General features: G+C 75.2%; 17 protein-coding genes. 5 read left to right on the top strand and 12 right to left on the bottom strand.

Features of this window, described 5'->3' with window-relative positions; genetic code table 11:
* Positions 1-4 precede the first annotated feature (4 nt).
* The 3 genes from BLW63_RS01100 to BLW63_RS28430 all read right to left on the bottom strand — a co-directional run bounded on the left by BLW63_RS01100 (position 5) and on the right by BLW63_RS28430 (position 3,173).
* The gene (locus tag BLW63_RS01100; RefSeq protein ID WP_091150567.1) at positions 5-1,018 is read right to left on the bottom strand and encodes an LLM class flavin-dependent oxidoreductase; all 1,014 of its coding nucleotides are present in this window, start codon (positions 1,016-1,018) and stop codon (positions 5-7) included.
* Positions 1,019-1,550: 532 nt separating this feature from the next.
* Positions 1,551-2,585, bottom strand: a complete 1,035-nt coding sequence (locus tag BLW63_RS01095) for a polysaccharide deacetylase family protein (RefSeq protein ID WP_244522270.1) — start codon at positions 2,583-2,585, stop codon at positions 1,551-1,553.
* Between the two features lie 456 nt (positions 2,586-3,041).
* Complete coding sequence (locus BLW63_RS28430; protein WP_211516954.1) at positions 3,042-3,173, bottom strand: hypothetical protein; 132 nt, start codon at positions 3,171-3,173, stop codon at positions 3,042-3,044.
* A 459-nt stretch (positions 3,174-3,632) separates the two neighbouring features.
* On the opposite strand from BLW63_RS28430, the gene BLW63_RS01085 reads away from it, so the two are divergent.
* Complete coding sequence (locus tag BLW63_RS01085; RefSeq protein ID WP_091150564.1) at positions 3,633-5,126, top strand: HNH endonuclease signature motif containing protein; 1,494 nt, start codon at positions 3,633-3,635, stop codon at positions 5,124-5,126.
* An 83-nt stretch (positions 5,127-5,209) separates the two neighbouring features.
* On the opposite strand, the gene BLW63_RS01080 is transcribed toward BLW63_RS01085, so the two are convergent.
* The 3 genes from BLW63_RS01080 to BLW63_RS01070 are packed head-to-tail and all read right to left on the bottom strand — an operon-like array spanning position 5,210 to position 7,566.
* Positions 5,210-5,692, bottom strand: coding sequence for a hypothetical protein (locus BLW63_RS01080; RefSeq protein ID WP_091150562.1), 483 nt, complete (start codon positions 5,690-5,692; stop codon positions 5,210-5,212).
* 4 nt (positions 5,693-5,696) lie between these two features.
* Positions 5,697-6,578: a polysaccharide deacetylase family protein gene (locus tag BLW63_RS01075; RefSeq protein ID WP_091150560.1), complete on the bottom strand. Its 882-nt coding sequence runs from the start codon at positions 6,576-6,578 to the stop codon at positions 5,697-5,699.
* A 25-nt stretch (positions 6,579-6,603) separates the two neighbouring features.
* Positions 6,604-7,566, bottom strand: a complete 963-nt coding sequence (locus tag BLW63_RS01070; RefSeq protein ID WP_091150557.1) for an asparaginase — start codon at positions 7,564-7,566, stop codon at positions 6,604-6,606.
* A 144-nt stretch (positions 7,567-7,710) separates the two neighbouring features.
* Here BLW63_RS01070 and BLW63_RS01065 point away from each other — a divergent pair, with 144 nt between their 5' ends.
* Positions 7,711-9,267, top strand: a complete 1,557-nt coding sequence (locus BLW63_RS01065) for an acyl--CoA ligase family protein (protein ID WP_091150555.1) — start codon at positions 7,711-7,713, stop codon at positions 9,265-9,267.
* 7 nt (positions 9,268-9,274) lie between these two features.
* Here BLW63_RS01065 and BLW63_RS01060 read toward each other — a convergent pair whose 3' ends face one another.
* Genes BLW63_RS01060 through BLW63_RS28420 form a run of 3 tightly spaced genes read right to left on the bottom strand, consistent with a single transcriptional unit; the run spans position 9,275 to position 10,450 of the window.
* Positions 9,275-9,868, bottom strand: a complete 594-nt coding sequence (locus tag BLW63_RS01060; RefSeq protein ID WP_091150552.1) for a nitrile hydratase subunit alpha — start codon at positions 9,866-9,868, stop codon at positions 9,275-9,277.
* Complete coding sequence (locus BLW63_RS28425) at positions 9,865-10,155, bottom strand: SH3-like domain-containing protein (RefSeq protein WP_091150550.1); 291 nt, start codon at positions 10,153-10,155, stop codon at positions 9,865-9,867. The genes BLW63_RS01060 and BLW63_RS28425 overlap by 4 nt, the downstream gene beginning before the upstream one ends.
* The gene (locus BLW63_RS28420; RefSeq protein ID WP_091150548.1) at positions 10,148-10,450 is read right to left on the bottom strand and encodes an SH3-like domain-containing protein; all 303 of its coding nucleotides are present in this window, start codon (positions 10,448-10,450) and stop codon (positions 10,148-10,150) included. Before BLW63_RS28420 ends, BLW63_RS28425 begins: the two co-directional genes overlap by 8 nt.
* Before the next feature lie 113 nt (positions 10,451-10,563).
* On the opposite strand from BLW63_RS28420, the gene ggt reads away from it, so the two are divergent.
* Positions 10,564-12,375, top strand: coding sequence for a gamma-glutamyltransferase (gene ggt, locus BLW63_RS01045; RefSeq protein WP_091150546.1), 1,812 nt, complete (start codon positions 10,564-10,566; stop codon positions 12,373-12,375).
* A gap of 10 nt (positions 12,376-12,385) precedes the next feature.
* Here the strand turns inward: ggt and BLW63_RS01040 are convergent, their stop codons facing one another.
* On the bottom strand, positions 12,386-13,942 hold the full coding sequence (locus BLW63_RS01040) for a DUF6297 family protein (RefSeq protein WP_091150544.1): 1,557 nt from the start codon (positions 13,940-13,942) through the stop codon (positions 12,386-12,388).
* A gap of 3 nt (positions 13,943-13,945) precedes the next feature.
* Positions 13,946-14,641: an ABC transporter ATP-binding protein gene (locus BLW63_RS01035; RefSeq protein ID WP_091150543.1), complete on the bottom strand. Its 696-nt coding sequence runs from the start codon at positions 14,639-14,641 to the stop codon at positions 13,946-13,948.
* A gap of 73 nt (positions 14,642-14,714) precedes the next feature.
* Between BLW63_RS01035 and BLW63_RS01030 the strand changes: the two genes are divergently transcribed.
* The gene (locus tag BLW63_RS01030; protein WP_091150541.1) at positions 14,715-15,110 is read left to right on the top strand and encodes a DUF6221 family protein; all 396 of its coding nucleotides are present in this window, start codon (positions 14,715-14,717) and stop codon (positions 15,108-15,110) included.
* 64 nt (positions 15,111-15,174) lie between these two features.
* Entirely contained in the window at positions 15,175-15,735 is a 561-nt protein-coding gene (locus tag BLW63_RS01025; protein ID WP_091150539.1) for a dihydrofolate reductase family protein, read from the top strand.
* 25 nt (positions 15,736-15,760) lie between these two features.
* Here the strand turns inward: BLW63_RS01025 and BLW63_RS01020 are convergent, their stop codons facing one another.
* Positions 15,761-16,693, bottom strand: coding sequence for an alpha/beta hydrolase (locus tag BLW63_RS01020; RefSeq protein WP_091150537.1), 933 nt, complete (start codon positions 16,691-16,693; stop codon positions 15,761-15,763).
* Positions 16,694-16,743: the final 50 nt, after the last annotated feature.

The raw sequence follows: 16,743 nt of genomic DNA, 5'->3' as shown, positions 1-16,743 counted from the left end.
GGGCTCAGCCGCCGGAGCGCCAGCCGAGCGCTGGGCCGAGCCTCGTCGCGGTGTCGGTGAGAATCTGCACGTAGTCCTCCGGCGCGAAGTCGAACGGCAGTGCGAAGACCACCTCGGTGACCTCGCGGAAGCCGGCGTGCGCGTACAGGGCCTCGGCGATCTCCTCGGAGCTGCCCAGCAGGTCACGGGCGAACAGCAGCCGCGCCGGGCCCTGCGGCGCCGTCGTCCGCGGGGTGCGGGCCTCAACGTAGGCGGCGTAGCGCGCCCGCTGCTCGGGGGTGGCGCTGTCGGTGGGGATGACCACCAGGCCCTGGGACACCCGGCCGGTGGGGTTGGCGGCCCGGAAGGCCTGCACGTGCGAGGCCTGGACCTCGGCGAAGTCCTCGGCCTCCTCGGCCTTGACCACGCTGGACGTCAGGAGGTGCATGCCGTGCTCACCGGCCCAGGCCGCCGAGCGCAGGCTGGCCCCGCCGTACCACATCCGGCCGGCCAGCCCGGGTGACTGCGGCTGCACGCGGTCGGACCACTCCTCGACGACGCCCTCCCGGCCGACGAAGGTCGACGCCCGCTCACCGCGGACGAACCGCAGCAGCCGCTCCACGCGTGCGTAGCTGAAGTCCTCGCGGTCGGCGGTGTCGGGGTAGAGGGCCTCTCGCACGTCGTCCCAGTGCATTGGCGGGCCGACGCTGACACCCGGGTTGAGCCGCCCGCCGGAGAGGACGTCGACGGTGGCGAGGTCCTCGGCCAGCCGCAGCGGGTTCTCCCACGCCAGCGGCGTGACGGCGGTCCCGAGGGCGATCCGCCGGGTGCGCTGGGTCAGGGCGGCGAGGACGGCGACCGGCGAGGAGATGCCCGGCTGCAGGTGCCGGTGCCGTAGCCACGCGCTGTCGAACCCGAGCCGCTCGCCGAGCTCGACCATCGCCAGGGTCGCCTCGTGGCCGGGGCCGGGGTCGGCCGGGTCGAAGGTGCCGATGGTCAGGAAACCGAGCTGGTCCAGCGGGGTCCCGGGGGCGGGCATGGGGCGGCTCCTCGGTGCGGGGGGGCTGGCGCCATCCTCGGTCAGGAGGCGGTGCCGTGCTCCTGCGCCCCGCCGCCGGCCCGGAGGCATGGGTCGGCCCGCACCTGCGTCCGACCTCAGGTCGAGGACGCCCGAGTCGTCACCCGTCGGCGGCGTCCCTGCGCACGGGGTCGAACCGAGGGCCCACCGGTGGGACGAGTACCGGAAGGCGAAGCTCCCTAGGGGCTGGACCTATCCGCTCGGGCAAGAGCGGATCGCCGAGGCTCTCAAGGACGCCGGCGCGGCCGTGGGTTCCCTCAGCCTCGGGAGACCAGACCTGCCGCCGAAGTCCGGACCGCTGACCGTGTTCGACGTCGTGTGGCTCGGCGACGCGGCAGCTGGCTACTTCGGTCCGGTGGGTTCAGGTTGGGGTCGTCTCCTCATGAGGTGGACCGCTGTCCCGGCAGCCGACCGAGTCCGGACCCCTTCTGTGACCCCGCCGGCGAGAATCTCTACGCGGCATCGTGGGCCCTGATGGACACCACAGCCATGATCAGGGCGCCAGGAAGGTGCGCCATCCGTCGGGAGGTGGCTGACCCGGTGAGAGTGTCCGCAGCCGGGCGAGCGTGGTCGGGTCCTGGACCTCCAGCCAGGCGACGAGTTGGCGGAAGGACACCAGGCGCACGTCAGGCTGTTCGGCCATCTGGCGCAGGGCCTCCTCGACGGCGTCCATGTAGATGCCGCCGTTCCACTGCTCGAAGTGGTTGCCGATGAACAGCGGCGCCCGATTGGTGGTGTAGGCGCGTTCGAAGCCCGCGAGATAGGCGTCGCGGGCCTGGGCTCGCCAGGTCGGGTACATGCCCGGGTCGCCGTCCGTATCGCCGTTGGTCTGCTTGTACATGATGTTGTAGTCCATCGCCAAGGCGTGGCGGGCCTTACCGGCGGGGGCGTCGGGGAACGGCACAGCCTGCAGCGGGAAGTCCCACAGGCCCAACCGCTGGTCGGGCCAGACCTGCACTCCACCGGGTGAGCTGGCGTCGTACTTCCAGCCCAGCGCAGCGGCGGTGGGCAGCAGCCCCTCCTGGCCCTGCAGGCAGGGGGTGCGGCCGCCGATGAGCTCGCGCTCGTAGTCGAAGGGGAGCGGCGCCACGTCGGGTCGGCCGGTCAGCCCGGTGGTGGTCTTCCAGGTCTGCACGAACCGCTTGGCCTGGGCGATCTCCTCGGCCCAGTCGGCCGGCGTCCACAGCGAGACCCCGTTGTCCCCGCAGAAGTGCCCGTTGAAGTGGGTGCCGATCTCGTGACCGTCCAACCAGGCGGCGCGGACCTCGCTCATGGTGGCGACGACCTCGGCGGTGGACAGGAAGGTGATGTCCGAGGCGCCCACCGGATGCCGTGGCGGGGCGTACCGCATCCGGTGTTCGGACGGCAGGGCGTAGATGCCGCTGAGGAAGAAGGTCATCGCCGCGCCGTACTCGGCCGCCAGCGCGCGGAACCGCGGGAACAGTCCGGTCTCCAGGTTGGCGGCTCCGTCCCAGGAGAAGACGACGAACTGCGGCGGCGTCTGTCCTGGCTCCAGCCGCTCGGGCACTGGCTGGTTCGGCTGGGGACCTGTGTCGGCGGTCGACCCGTCGCCGATGAGCCGCTCGATTCTGTCACTGCTCTCAGCAGCTGGGTCGTGCCCGGTCAAGCCACGACCCAGCCCGGCCCCCAGCACTGCTACCGCCCCGTATTCCAGGAACTCCCGCCGGGACAACCCGCTCATGTGGCCGAGCCCCTTCCGCTTGGCGCGTGTGCGGAGGTCGAGTTCGACCGGGCTCGAACGGCATCCGCAGGTCGGCCGCGACCGTCACCCTCAGCGCGGCCAGCTGCTCGTGGACGAAGAGGTCGCGGGCCCATCGTTCCCGCGCTCCGGAATCGGCCGGTGGCGACGCGCCGAGCATTTGAACGACTGTCCGCGAACCCCGTCACGAGGTGTCCTCACCGAGATGGGCTGTTCATGGACGCGTGTCGGCCGTGTCGTCTCAGAACGCGTCTTGGAACTCGCTCACCGGGCCAGCCGGCGGGACATGGTCATGATCATGGCGAGGTGGACCATCGCCTCGGCGTGCTCGGGCCGGGTCCCGTAGTCGCGCACGCAGCGGCGGTGCTTGCTGATCCAGGCCAGGGTGCGTTCCACGACCCGGCGGCGGGGGATGCTCTGGAAGCCGGTCAGGTCATCGGTGCGCTCGACGATCGTGACAGTTCCCCACCAGGGATCCGTGCCCGTTGAAGGCTGCGATCGACGCCGCTGGCCAGGCCTGCCGCGAGTCGTCAGGGACCTCCAGGGCGGCCCCTCGGGACAGGCTCCCGCCGAGGCACTCGGCGCTCGGCCGACTCACGGCGCTGACCCGCAGAGATGCCTCGCTTGCCCATCCGTGGATGGCGAATCCCGGTGAGGAAACCTCACTGGCACGAGCGATCGCGCAACGCACGACATGGCAGCCTCGGCGAGCTGGCACCCCAGTCGTAGCCGATGTCTCTGCGGCCGCCCTCAGAGAGACACGTGGCGGCGCACGCGATGCGCGGAATCGGTGCTCATCCTCCTGCCGCTTCGCGAGGGTGGGAACCTGTCGTACCTCGTACGTATGTTCGGGTCATGAGGTCAGCCGGTGCCTTGCGCACGCCGATCGAGGCGGCGCTGGTCGGCCGGCTGCTGGAGCGCCCGCCGACCACTGCCCGGTTGCCGGTGGGCGCGCTGACCCGTGCGGAGAAGGCGGCGGAGCTGCAGCGGGTGCAGGCCCGCAAGGCGATGGACGCCGCCTACGAGGCCGAGCTGGTGCTGGGGCTGGCCGACGACACCCCCGACACCCTCGACCCGCCGCCGGACCAGCCGGGTGCGAAGACGGGGTCGTGGGCGCCGGAGCCCGAGCTGCCCGGGGTGTCGCAGTTCTTCACCGCCGAGTTGGCGGTGGTGCTCAACTGCGGCCGCCGCACCGCGGCGAACCTGGCCCAGCGGGCCTGGACCTACCGGGTGAACTTGCCGGCCACCTGGGCGGCGCTGGCCGACGGTGTCCTGGACGAGGCGCGGGCGAAGGTGCTGGCCGACGTGCTGCAGCACACCGCCCCCGAGATCGCTCGGGCCGTCGAAGCGATCGTCCTGCCGGAGGCCACACACCTGTCGACCGGGCGGCTGCGGGCCCGAGCGCTGGCGCTGCTGCTGGAGCGTGACGCCGATGCGATCGACAACCGGCGCAGGACCGCCGAGCAGCAGGCTGACGTGCGCACCCACCCCTCCCATCTGGAGGGCATGGCCACCCTCGCCGCCGACTTGCCCGCCGACGAGGCGGCCGAGGCCTACGACCTGATCAACCAGCTGGCCCAGATGGCCAAGGCCGACGGCGACGACCGCCCGATCGGCCAGCTCCGCGCCGAGATCTGCTCGCTGCTGTTGCGCCGCCCCGCTGGCTCCGGCCTGCCGGGCGTCACCGCCCACCTGCAGATCACCGCCGCCCTGGACGCCCTCAAGAGCACCTCGACGACGCCGGGGTCGGTGAACGGGCTGCCGATCACCGCCGGCCACCTGCGCGAGCTGCTGGCCCGCCTCGGTGTCCTCGGCCTGCAGGCACCCGAGGGCGGCACGCTGACCTGCGCGCTGACCGACGCTGGCGGGACGCTGCGGGCCACGGTCACGCCCGAGCAGCTGGCGCGGCTGGCCCGCCGCGGCTGCCCCGACCACCCCGACAGCCAGTGCACGTGCCCGGTGCTGGACCGGCCGGCACCCACCGGCGCCTACACCCCCACCGCCGCCCAGCACGCCTTCCTCACCACCCGCGACCGGGCCTGCCGCTTTCCGAACTGCGGGCAGCGGACCGGCTGGGCCGACCGCGACCACGTCCTCCCGCACGCCGCCGGCGGGCCGACCGACTGCGCCAACCTCTGCTGCTTCTGCAGGAGTCACCACCGGCTCAAGACCCTCGCCCGCGGCTGGCGGTTCGCCATGGACGACGACGGCACCCTGCACGTCACCACACCCTCCGGCGTCACCCGCACCACCCGGCCACCCGGCATGCGGCCACCGGCACCCGACCCACCGGAGCCGGACGACCCGCGGTCGTCACCACCGCCGAGAGACGATCCGCCGCCCTTCTGATCGACCGCGGTCCCGCGGGTCGGCTCGTGCCTGTGTCGATGAGCCCACCCGCGCGACGCCGGCCGCCGGCGGGTGGACCGCGGTCACCCCCGCGTCGTGAAGTGGAGGAGGTCGGCCAGCGCGGCCTCCGGGTCCGGCCCGAGCACGCCGATCTCCGCCGTCCCGCACGAGGGGACGACGTGTGCCGCGCCGCCGTCCCGGAACTCCACCACGCCTCCGGGCAGCTCCGCTGCGGCGACCGTGCCGGCCCGGGCCGCGGCCGAGATCCAGACGACGGCCGCCTGCAGGTCCCAGCCCGGCGGCACGGACGATCGGGCCCAGCGCGGCTCCCCGGGAGCGCGCCGCTCCGAGGCCGCCCAGAGCTCGTCGAGCGAGCCCACCGGCCTCGCCGCCCCGGTCGCGGTGGCCAGCAGGTAGCCGCCGCGCCACGGGGTGACCCGCCGCCGGCGGCCGGTCAGCAGCCGGCCGGCGGCCGCGGCCCGGGCGGCCCGTTCCGCGGGACCGGCCCCGGCCAGCACGTCCTCCCACGGCGCGGCGACCCGGCCGGTGCCGCAGCCGCCGCACACCGGGTCAGGCCGGGCGCGGGGAGCGGCGCAGGAAGTCCTGCGCGATCTCGTCGAAGGTCACCCAGCGGACACCGTCGTGCCCCTTGATGTGGGCGATGATCCGCTCGAGGGCCATCAGCACCTGCGGCCGCCCCGCCACGTCGGGGTGGATGGTCATCGTGAAGGCGGCGTAGTCCTGCTCGCGGTAGACCCAATCGAACTGGTCGGTCCACATCTGCTCGATGTCGCGCGGGTTGACGAAGCCGTGGCTGTTCGGGCTGGTCTTGACGAACATCATCGGCGGCAGGTCGTCGAGGTACCAGTTCGCCGGGATCTCCACCAGCTCGGTCTCCCGGCCGCGGACCAGGGGCTCCATCCACGTGTCGGCCGGCTGCGAGTAGTCGATCTTCGTCCAGCTGTCGCCGACGCGGACGTAGTAGGGCTCGAAGTCGCGGTGCATGAGCGAGTGGTCGTAGGTGATGCCCCGCTCGAGCAGCAGCTCGTTGGTGACGGGGGAGAACTCCCACCACGGCGCGACGTACCCGGTGGGACGCCGTCCGGCCCGCTTCTCGATGAGGTCGATGCACCGGTCGAGCACCGCGGACTCCTGCTCGCGGGTCATCGCGATCGGGTTCTCGTGGCTGTAGCCGTGCACGCCGATCTCGTGGCCGGCCGCCAGGCAGGCGTCGAACTGCTCCGGGAACGTCTCGATGGAGTGCCCCGGCCAGAAGAACGTCTGGGTCAACCCCTCGCGGCGGAACAGCTCGAGGATGCGCGGCACGCCCACCTCGCCGGCGAACAGCCCACGCGAGATGTCGTCGGGCGAGTCCTCCCCGCCGTAGGACCCCAGCCACCCGGCCACGGCGTCGATGTCGACGCCGAACGACACAAAGATCTCCTTGGCCACGCCGTTTCCCCTCTCGAGTCGGTGTTCAGAGCCGGCCGGCGAGGACCCGCCCCGGGTCCCGCGGGTCCAGCGCCAGCGCGGCGGCCAGCAGCAGCCGCCCCTGCCAGGGGCTCAGGTCGCCGCCGAACAGCGCGCCGTCCCGCGCCAGGCTCGCCCCGCCCCCGGCGTAGAGCGGCGCGACCGACCCCGACGGCACCCGCGAGCACACCAGGACCGGCACCCCATCCGCGATCAGCTCGGCCGCGGCCGCGGCGACCGGTGGCGGCACGTTCCCCGCGCCGAACGCCTCGAGCACCACGCCGGCAGCACCGGCCGCGACCGCGGCATTGAGCAGGGCGTCGTCCGAGCCCTGGGCGCAGGCGATGACGTCGACGCGCGGCAGCTCGGCGGCCAGGTCCAGCGGCAGCGCGGGCGGCCGCGGCGGCCGCGCCAGGGGGACGACGGCGCCGCTGGCCACCCGCAGCACCGGGCCGCGGCCGGGGGCGGCGAAGGCCGCGCTGCGCAGCGTCTCGACCTTGCGCACCCCGCGGGCGGCGAAGACCAGGCCGTCGAAGGCCAGCAGCACGCCCAGGTCCCGCGCCGCGGGGTCGGCGGCCACCCAGAGCGCGTCGGCCAGGTTCGCCGGACCGTCGGGGGCCGGCGCGTCGAAGGGCCGCTGCGCGCCGGTGAACACCACCGGGCGCGGGTCGTCGTGCACGAGATCGGCGAGGAACGCCGACTCCTCCATGGTGTCCGTGCCGTGCGTGACGACGACGCCGTCGACGTCGTCCGCCAGCTGCCGGCGCACCTCGTGCACCAGCCCGCGGACGTCGGCGCCGGTCAGCGCGAAGCTCGGCACCGTGGTCAGGTCGCTGCCGGTGACCTCGAGGCCCGGCAGCGGACCGACCGCGGCCAGCAGCTCGGCGGCCGGCGTGGTGGCCGACAGCCCGCCGTCGGTGCGGCGGCTGGCGATCGTGCCGCCGGTGGCCAGCAGGTGGACCCGTGCCACGATGCCTCCCCGTCCTCGCGCGGACCCGCGGGGCGGACCCAGGTGACCACGCCGCCGCGCGCCGCGCACCTCAGGGAGCCGACCGGGCAGACCTGTGCTGACAATCCACCGGAGACCGACCGCCCCGCGCCCCGAGGAGACCAGGTGGCGACCTTCAGTTCGGCCCAGCTGACCCCGACCGCATTCCTGGAGCGCTCCGCGCGGGTCTTCCCCGAGCGCACCGCGGTGGTCGACGGCGACCGGCGCCTCACCTACCGGGAGTTCGCCGACCGCTCCCGCCGGCTGGCCGGCGCGCTGGCGGCCCGCGGCGTCGCGCCCGGGGACCGGGTGGCCGCGCTCTGCACGAACAGCTCGACGATGCTCGAGGCGCACAACGGCGTGCCGTGGGCGGGCGCGGTCCTGGTCCCGCTCAACACGCGGTTGAAGGCGGCCGAGCTGGAGTACATCCTGCGGCACTCCGGCGCCGCCGTCCTGCTCGCGGACGCCGCGTTCGCCGCGACCGCCACCGAGGTCGCGGCGGCAGTGGGCATCCCGGTCGTGCAGGCCGGCGACGAGTACGAGCAGCTCCTGGCCTCGGCCGAGCCGCTGGCGCGGCCCTGCGACGACGAGTGGGGGCTGCTGGCGCTCAACTACACCTCCGGCACGACCGGCCAGCCCAAGGGCGTCATGTACAGCCACCGGGGCGCCTACCTGCAGGCGCTGGCGATGGCGCTGCACACCGGTCTGGGCCCGACGAGCCAGTATCTGTGGACGCTGCCCATGTTCCACTGCGACGGCTGGTGCTTCCCCTGGGCGGTGTCGGCCGGTGGCGCCACCCACGTGTGCCTGCCGCGGGTGGAGCCGGCCCGCATCTGGCAGCTGCTGCGCAGCGAGGGCATCACCCACTTCAGCGCGGCGCCGACCGTGCTCACCATGATCGCCAACGCGGAGGAGGCGGAGGCCGGCCCGGTCTCGCCGCGGGTGGCGGTGCAGACCGGCGGCGCGCCGCCCACCCCGACCCTGCTGGCCCGGATGTCCGCGCTGCACATGGACGTCACGCACCTCTACGGGCTCACCGAGACCTACGGCCCGGTCGCGGTCAACCAGTGGCACCCGGAGTGGGACGACCTCCCGGAGGAGCAGCAGGCCGAGCTCAAGGCCCGGCAGGGCGTGGCCAACGTGGTCGCGCAGCCGCTGCGGGTGGTGGGGGAGGACGGCGCCGACGTCCCCCGCGACGGCGAGACGATCGGGGAGATCGTGGCCCGCGGCAACGACGTCATGCTCGGCTACTACCAGGACGAGGAGGCGACGGCGAAGGCGACGCTGCCCGGGCCCGACGGTGGACCGGGCTGGTTCCGCACCGGCGACCTCGCCGTCGTCCACCCGGACGGCTACCTCGAGATCCGCGACCGCAGCAAGGACATCATCATCTCCGGCGGCGAGAACATCTCCTCGGTCGAGGTCGAGCGGGCGCTGGACGCCCACCCCGCCGTGCTGGAGTCCGCCGTGGTCGCCGAGCCGCACGAGCAGTGGGGGGAGGTCCCGGTCGCGCACGTGACGCTGCGGCCCGGGGGCGAGGTGACCGACGAGGAGCTCGCCGCGTTCGTGCGGTCGCGGCTGGCCGGGTTCAAGGTGCCCAAGCGGTTCGTCTACGGCGACCTGCCGAAGACCTCCACCGGCAAGGTGCAGAAGAACGAGCTGCGCGGGCGGTCCGCCGGCTGACCCCGCGTCAGACGGCGGCGGTCCCGATCAGGCCGTTGCGGGTCACCAGGGCGGCGAGTGCCTCCTCCGGCCTCCCGTCGGTGCCCTCCGGCCGGCGCGGGACGACCATGTACCGCGACTCGGCGCTGGCGTCCCAGACGCTGATGCGCGTCCCGGCGGGCAGCTCGAGGCCGAACTCCGCCAGCACCCCGCGCGGGTCCCGCACCACCCGGGAGCGGTAGGCCTCGCTCTTGTACCAGGACGGGGAGGGGCCCAGCAGCGCGATCGGGTAGCAGGAGCACAGCGTGCAGACCACGACGTTGTGCTCGTCCTCGGTGTTGGCGACCACCTTCAGCCGCTGCTCTTGCAGACCCCCGGCCATCGACAGCCCGAGCTCCCGGATCGCGGCGTTGGCGTCGGCGAGGAGCCGGTCCCGGAAGCCCGGGTCCACCCAGGCCCGCGCGGTGATGCGGGCGCCGTTGACCGGCGAGCCGCCGGCGAGGAAATCGTCGATGCTGCGGTCGATCTCGCCCTCGTCGACGAGGCCGCGCGCTTCCAGCAGCGCCTCGACGTGCCGGACCCGCTCGGAGATCGCCGAGCTGCCGTGGTGGTCCCCGCTCATGGTGTCCCTCCCTGCTCGTCGGCCGGCTCCAGGTAGTCCTCCCAGAGCTCCACCGTCACGTCGTGCTCGCCGTCGCCGAACAGGTCCGCGGCGGCGAACCGCACGTGGTAGACGGCCTGGGCCGTCCCCGGCCGGCCGCGGGCCCGGTCGTCGGCCAGCGGGTGGTGCCCGGCGAGCTCGACCACCCGGCCGACGGCGCCGCGGGCGTACCGCGGCAGCCGGGTGTGCCACACCGGGTCGGCGGTGCTGGTGCGCACGACGTCACCGGGGGCGAACCGGTCAGCCACCGGGGTCGGTCCCGGGGACGGCCAGCTCCTCCGGCGTCGCCACCCCCTTCTCGACCAGCAGCGTCGTGATGGCCGTGAACCACTTCTCGTAGTACGAGCTCGACAGGTAGGCGGCCGGCTCCATCCGCTCGATCGCGTCGCGGAACTCGTCGAGGTTGTAGACGCCCCGCCGGATCAGCGCGGCGTTCAGCGCCAGCACGTGCGCCTCCCAGTCGGCGTGGAAGGCCGGCTCGTCGGGCTCCTCGGCGATCGCGGGGAACCCGACCATGCCGCCGACGTCGTTGATGCGGCTCACCCGGAGATCCTGTCCCGTCGCGGCTGTCGGGTCCAGCTCGCCGGGCGGGCCGGCCGGGTCCGGAGCAGGCTGGGCCCCGCGACCGCGACCGTCCCGACGCCCGAGGAGTCCCCGTGCTGCGTCGACGCACCGTCCTGACCGCCCTGACCGCCGCTGCTCTGGTCGGGACCGCCCCGGCCGGCACCGCGACCGCCGCACCGGGGGAGGACGCCGTCCCGCCGCCGGACAAGGTGCCCCGCGCGGTCGGGACCGGCGGCGCGGTCGCGACGGTGGACCCCGACGCCACCCGGGTCGGCCTGGAGGTGCTGGCCGCGGGCGGCAACGCCGCCGACGCGGCGGTCGCCGCGGCCGCCGCGCTGGGCGTGACCGAGCCCTACTCGGCGGGCGTCGGGGGCGGCGGGTTCTTCGTGTACTTCGACGCCGCCACCGGGGAGGTCAGCACGGTCGACGGCCGGGAGACCGCGCCCCAGGCGATGGGGGCCGATGCCTTCCTCGGGGAGGACGGCGAGCCCCTGCCCTTCGAGGACGCGGTGACGAGCGGGTTGTCGGTCGGCACGCCGGGGACCCCCCTGACGTGGCAGCGCGCGCTCGACGAGTTCGGCACGCTCTCGCTGGCCGAGGCGCTGGAGGGCGCCACCGAGCTGGCCGAGGAGGGCTTCGTCGTCGACGAGACGTTCCGCCAGCAGACCGCCGACAACGAGGAGCGGTTCCGCCGCTTCGCGCCCACCGCCGAGCTGTTCCTCCCCGGCGGCGCGCTGCCCGAGGTGGGCTCGGTCTTCCGCAATCCCGACCTCGCGGGCACCTACGAGCTGGTGGCAGCGAAGGGGGTCGAGGCCTTCTACACCGGTGAGCTGGCCGGGGAGGTCGCGCGCACCGCTCAGGAGCCACCGCTGGCGGAGGGCGCCGCGCCGGTGCCGGCCGGCCTGCTGGAGGAGTCCGACCTGGCCGCGTACACGGCACCGTTGCGCGCGCCGACCCGCGTCGAGTACCGGGGCCTGGAGGTCTACGGGATGGCGCCGCCGTCCAGCGGTGGCTCGACCGTCGGCGAGGCCCTGAACGTGCTCCAGGGCTTCGAGCTGGCCGCTCTGCCGGAGGTCGACGTCCTGCACACCTACCTGGAGGCCAGCGCGCTGGCCTTCGCCGACCGCAACGCCTACGTCGGCGACCCCGCCTACAGCCAGGTGCCCCTGGCCGAGCTGCTCTCCGACGGCTTCGCCGCCGAGCGGGCCTGTCTGGTCGACCCGGACCGGGCGGCGCCCAAGCCGTTGCCGGCGGGCGTCCCGGACGGCGAGTACGGCCCGTGCCCGGCTCCGGCCGCACTTCCCGGCGACGGCGGCACGGAGGGGCCGTCCACCACGCACCTCACCGTGGCCGACGCCGCGGGGAACGTGGCCAGCTACACGCTGACCATCGAGCAGACCGGTGGCAGCGGGATCACCGTCCCCGACCGCGGGTTCCTGCTGAACAACGAGCTGACCGACTTCACCTTCGCGCCCGCCGACCCGACCCGTCCCGAGCCGAACCTGCCCGCTCCGGGCAAGCGGCCGCGCAGCAGCATGGCGCCGACGGTCGTGCTGCAGGACGGGGAGCCGCTCCTGGCCCTCGGCTCGCCCGGTGGGGCCACCATCATCACGACCGTGCTGCAGACGCTGGTGGACCGGCTCGACCGCGGCACCGACCTGGCCGACGCGATCGCGGCCCCGCGGGCCAGCCAGCGCAACGCGGCGACGGCCGACGCCGAGCCGGCCTTCCTCGACGCGTACGGCGCCGAGCTGACCGCCCGCGGGCACGCCTTCGCGTCGGTCGACGAGATCGGGGCCGCCACCGGCGTGGAGTTCCTGCCCGACGGGCGGCTCCTGGCCGCGGCCGAGACGGTGCGGCGCGGTGGCGGCAGTGCCGGGGTGGTGGACCCCGCCGAGGGCTGATCGGCTCGGGTCAGCTCCCGGGCGACCGCCGCCGGCCGAGGTGCACCAGCACCGCGGCCGCCAGCAGCAGCGACCAGGCGGCCTGGACGGCGACGAGCAGCGGCGTGGGGCCACCCGTTCCCAGCGCGGCGAGCAGCGGCAGGCTGCCGGCCACGCCGACGTCCACCCCCTGCACGAGCGTGGCGCCGACCCCGGCCGGCAGCACGCCCATCGGGGTGGAGACGACCGGCCCGGACCAGTCCGGGTCGGGGCGCGTCGCGCCGCGCAGCGAGGCCGCCGCCCACGCCGGGGCCACGGCCAGCCCGAGCAGCGCCCAGGTGCCGACGAGACCCGTCCCGACGCCGAGCAGCAGCCCGCTCACGGCGCAGACCACGCCGGTCGCGAGCACCGGGACGACGGCGCGGCTGCGCACCACCGCCGCAGCCGACAGCGCGAACAGCCGGTCGAGCTCCGGCACGCCGTGCGCCTCGCGGGCGGCCCGGCCGGCCGCCGTGGCGGCCAGCCCCCAGCCGGCCAGGCACCCGGCCCACACCAGCGGCGGCAGGGCGCCCAACCCCTCGGTGCGGGCCACGACGACCGGCACGGCGGCGGCGACGGCGAGCTGGCCGAGCTGCCACCGGCCGCGGGCGAGCACGGCGAGGTCGGCCGCGACGACCGCCTGCCAGGGACGGCGCACCGGTGTGAGGCGGCGGCTGCGGCGGGGCGGACGGTCCCGGCCGGCGAGCGCCCGGCCCAGCTGCCGGGTGTCCAGGGAGAGCAGCGAGCCGCTCGCCTGGCCCGCGGTGACCCCGCCGGCGAGCAGTCGGCCGGCGTCCAGCCGGCCCAGGCCGCGGTCGGCCTGCACGAGCAGGGCCGCGGCGGCGAGCGCCGCGGCCGCGAGGGCCCAGGCCGGTGGGGTGCCGAGGGCAGGGGCACCGACCGGCGTGCCGCCCGCCGCGGCGAGCGTGCCGACGACCGCCGGGGCGACGGCCGCCGCGCCCGCGACCGCGCCGGCGGCCGCTGCCGGTCCGCGGCCGCGACGACGGGTCTGCAGCAGCACCGTCCCCCCGACCGCGGCGACGGCGGCTGCGACCGCCCAGCCCAGGCCGCCCAGCACGGAGGCCGCCGTCGGCGCGGCGACGGCCCCGAAGGCCAGCGGCAGCGCGAGCAGCACGGCCCCCGCGCCGACGGCCGCGGTCAGCCGCACCAGCTCGCCGCGGAGCAGGCCGCGGCGGTCGGCGGGCAGCGGCAGCCACCACGCGGCCGCCGCCGGCGTGGCGCTGACCGGCCCCAGCCGGGCCAGGACGACGACCACGCCGGCCAGCGCGAGCAGCACCAGTGCGGCCGAGGTGAGGGGAGCGGGCAGCACCGTCCCGGTGACCGGCGCGCCGGCCAGGGCGATCCGCTCGCGCAGCGAGGCGAGGCCGCCGCCGGCGACCGCCAGGCCGACCCCGGCCGACACCAGCCCGCCCCAGGCGTCGGACAGCCGCTGTCCCAGCGTCGTGGACGCCCGGGCCGCCGTCGCCCGGCGGGTCCAGCGGCGCACCGCCGCACCGTCCAGCGGCGCCACCGTCGTGCCGGCCGCCACCGCTCAGAGCTCCGCGATCCGGCCGGCGGCCTCGGCGGGGGCCAGCACCCGGCAGGCGTCGTCGTCCACCACGAGGACCTCGTCGGCGACCGTCCCGACCAGCTCGGCGTCGTGGCTGGCGAACAGCACGGCGGTGCCGGCGTCCCGCAGCCCGCCCAGCCGCGCGGCCAGCCGCGTCCGCATGCCCGCGTCGAGCCGGCGCTCGGGCTCGTCGAGCACCAGGAGCCGGGCGGGGCGGACGAACGCGGCCGCCAGCGCCAGCCGCCGGCGCTGCCCGGAGGAGAGCGCCGAGGGCAGCGCGTCGGCGCGCTCGGCGAGGCCGAACGCCTCGATCTCGGCGGCCACGACCTCCTCGGCGGCGGCCACGCCGTGCCCCCGTGCGGTCAGCAGCAGGTGCTCGCGGCCGGTGAGCGAGACGAAGAAAGAGTCGTCGTCGAGGACGGCGGCCACGTCACGCCGGAAGGCCGCCGACCGCTCGTCGACCGAGGCGCCGGCGAGGGTGACGGTGCCGGCCAGCGGCTCGAGCAGGCCGACGAGCGTGCGCAGCAGCGTGGACTTGCCCGAGCCGTTCGGGCCGACGACGGCCAGGGCGCGCCCGGCGGACAGCCGCAGGTCCACCGGGGCGCACACCGGTGCGGCACCGTGCCCGACGGCGAGTCCTCCGGCGACGAGCAGGTCCGATCCGGGTGGGTTTCGCATGTCGCGCCCACCGTAGGACCCGGGCGGGCCGCAGCCGGTACCGGCGCACGCCCGCGCGGCGCAGGATGGCCGCGTGGACGCCGACCCGGGCCTGGAACCGGACCTCGAACCCGACCTCGACGGCTTCCTCCTCGCCCGCATCGCCGAGGATCAGCGGCTGGCAGCGGCCGCCGGACAGGCGACCGGGCGACAGTCGTGGGACGGCGACGTGACCGCGCCACGGGGCGCCGCCGAGCACGTCGCCCACCACGACCCGGCGCGGGTGCTCGCCGAGTGCGCCGCCAAGCGACGGCTCGTGCTGGCCTGCCGGGACGCCGGGCCGGACCTGCACCTGCTCGGCGCGCGCCCGGCGGGCCTGGACTTCCCGGTCCCGCCCACCGACCGGCACCAGCTGGCCGCGCTCACCCTGGCGCTGCTCGCGCTGCCCTACGCCGCCCACCCCGATTACCGGCCGGCCTGGCGCCCCTGACGGCGATGAGTTCCGGGCGCCGCAGCGGTCGGTACTGCGACGGAAGGCGACCCCGGGAGGCACGGTGCGCACGCTCGCGATCACGCAGAACACGACCGTCGACGGCGCGGTGGAGATGCTCGACGACTGGTTCTCCCCGCAGGGGCAGGAGGGGGTGGACGACTCCGACCTGGTCGAGGAGATCCACCGCCAGGACGAGCGCGCCGACGCCCTGCTCCTCGGCCGGCAGACGTTCGAGGACTTCCGCAGCTACTGGCCGGGGCGGACCGACGACCCGACCGGCATCAGCGCCTACCTGGACCGGGTGCAGAAGTACGTCGTCTCCTCGACCCTCACCGAGCCGGGCTGGCAGCACACCACCGTGCTGGACGGCGACGCGGTGGCGCAGGTGCGCGAGCTGAAGCAGCAGCCCGGCGCGGACATCGTCGTCACCGGCAGCATCACCCTCTGCCACACGCTGATCGGCGCCGGGCTGGTCGACGAGTACCGGCTGTTCACCTACCCCGCCGTCCAGGGCCGCGGCCGGCGGCTGTTCCCCGACGGCGCTGCCGCGGACCGGCTGCGGCTGGTCGAGTGCCGGGGCTTCCGCAACGGCGTGACGTACTCGCGCTACGCCCGGGGCTGACGCCCGCCGCCCACGGGTCCTGTGCTCAGCGGTGCAGCGGCTCCCCGAAGAGGGTGCAGCTCTCGTCGACGGCGGCCTGCGCGGCCGGGGACAGCGCGCCCATGGCGAAGAAGCCGTGGATCAGCCCGTCGTAGCGGCGCACGTCGGCCTCCACACCCGCGGCCCGCAGCGCCTCGCCGTAGGCCTCACCCTCGTCGCGCAGCGGGTCGTACTCCGCGGTGACGACGACGGCCGGCGGCAGCCCGGAGAGGTCGGCGGCGTGCAGCGGGGACAGCCGCGGGTCCTTGGCGTCGTCCCAAGCGCCCGCGTAGTGGCCGTAGAACCAGTCCATGGTCGGCTGCTCGAGGAAGTAGCCGCGAGCGTTCTCGATCCGTGACGGGTAGTCGCCGAGGGCGTCGACCGCCGGGTAGATCAGGAACTGGGCGACCACCGGGGTGCCCTCTGCGGTCAGCATCTGGGCGACGACGGCGGCGAGGTTCCCGCCCGCGCTGTCGCCGGCCACGGCCAGCCGGTCGTCCCCGCCGAACTCGTCGAGGTGCGCGGCGATCCAGCGGGTGGCGGCGACGGCGTCGTCGGCCGCGGCGGGGAACGGGTGCTCGGGTGCGAGCCGGTAGTCGACCGCGACGACGACCGCCCGGCTGCCGCGGCAGATCGACCGGACCGTCGCGTCGTGCGTCTCGAGGTCACCGATCACCCAGCCGCCGCCGTGGAAGAAGGCGACGGTGGGGAAGGGCCCCTCGCCCTCGGGTCGGTACACCCGGGCACGCAGCTCGCCCTCGGCGCCGGGGACGGACCTGTCCTCGGTCGCGGCCACCGGCACCACGTACTCCGGCGAGCGCGTGGCGCTCAGCGTCAGGTACTGGACCCGAGCGGCCTCCGCCGTTCCCTCGTGCATGGGCGGCATGCCGCTCTGGGCCAGCGCGGTGAGCAGTGCGGCGATGTGCGGGTCGACCGGCACGGGACCTCCTGGTCGATACGGGCGTGTGCTGCGCCACGGCAACCTAGCGA

This window comes from Geodermatophilus africanus (genome assembly GCF_900107105.1).
Taxonomy (GTDB): domain Bacteria; phylum Actinomycetota; class Actinomycetes; order Mycobacteriales; family Geodermatophilaceae; genus Geodermatophilus; species Geodermatophilus africanus.
Note: the sequence above shows the minus strand (reverse complement) of the source record. Positions and strands in the feature narration are given on the sequence as shown.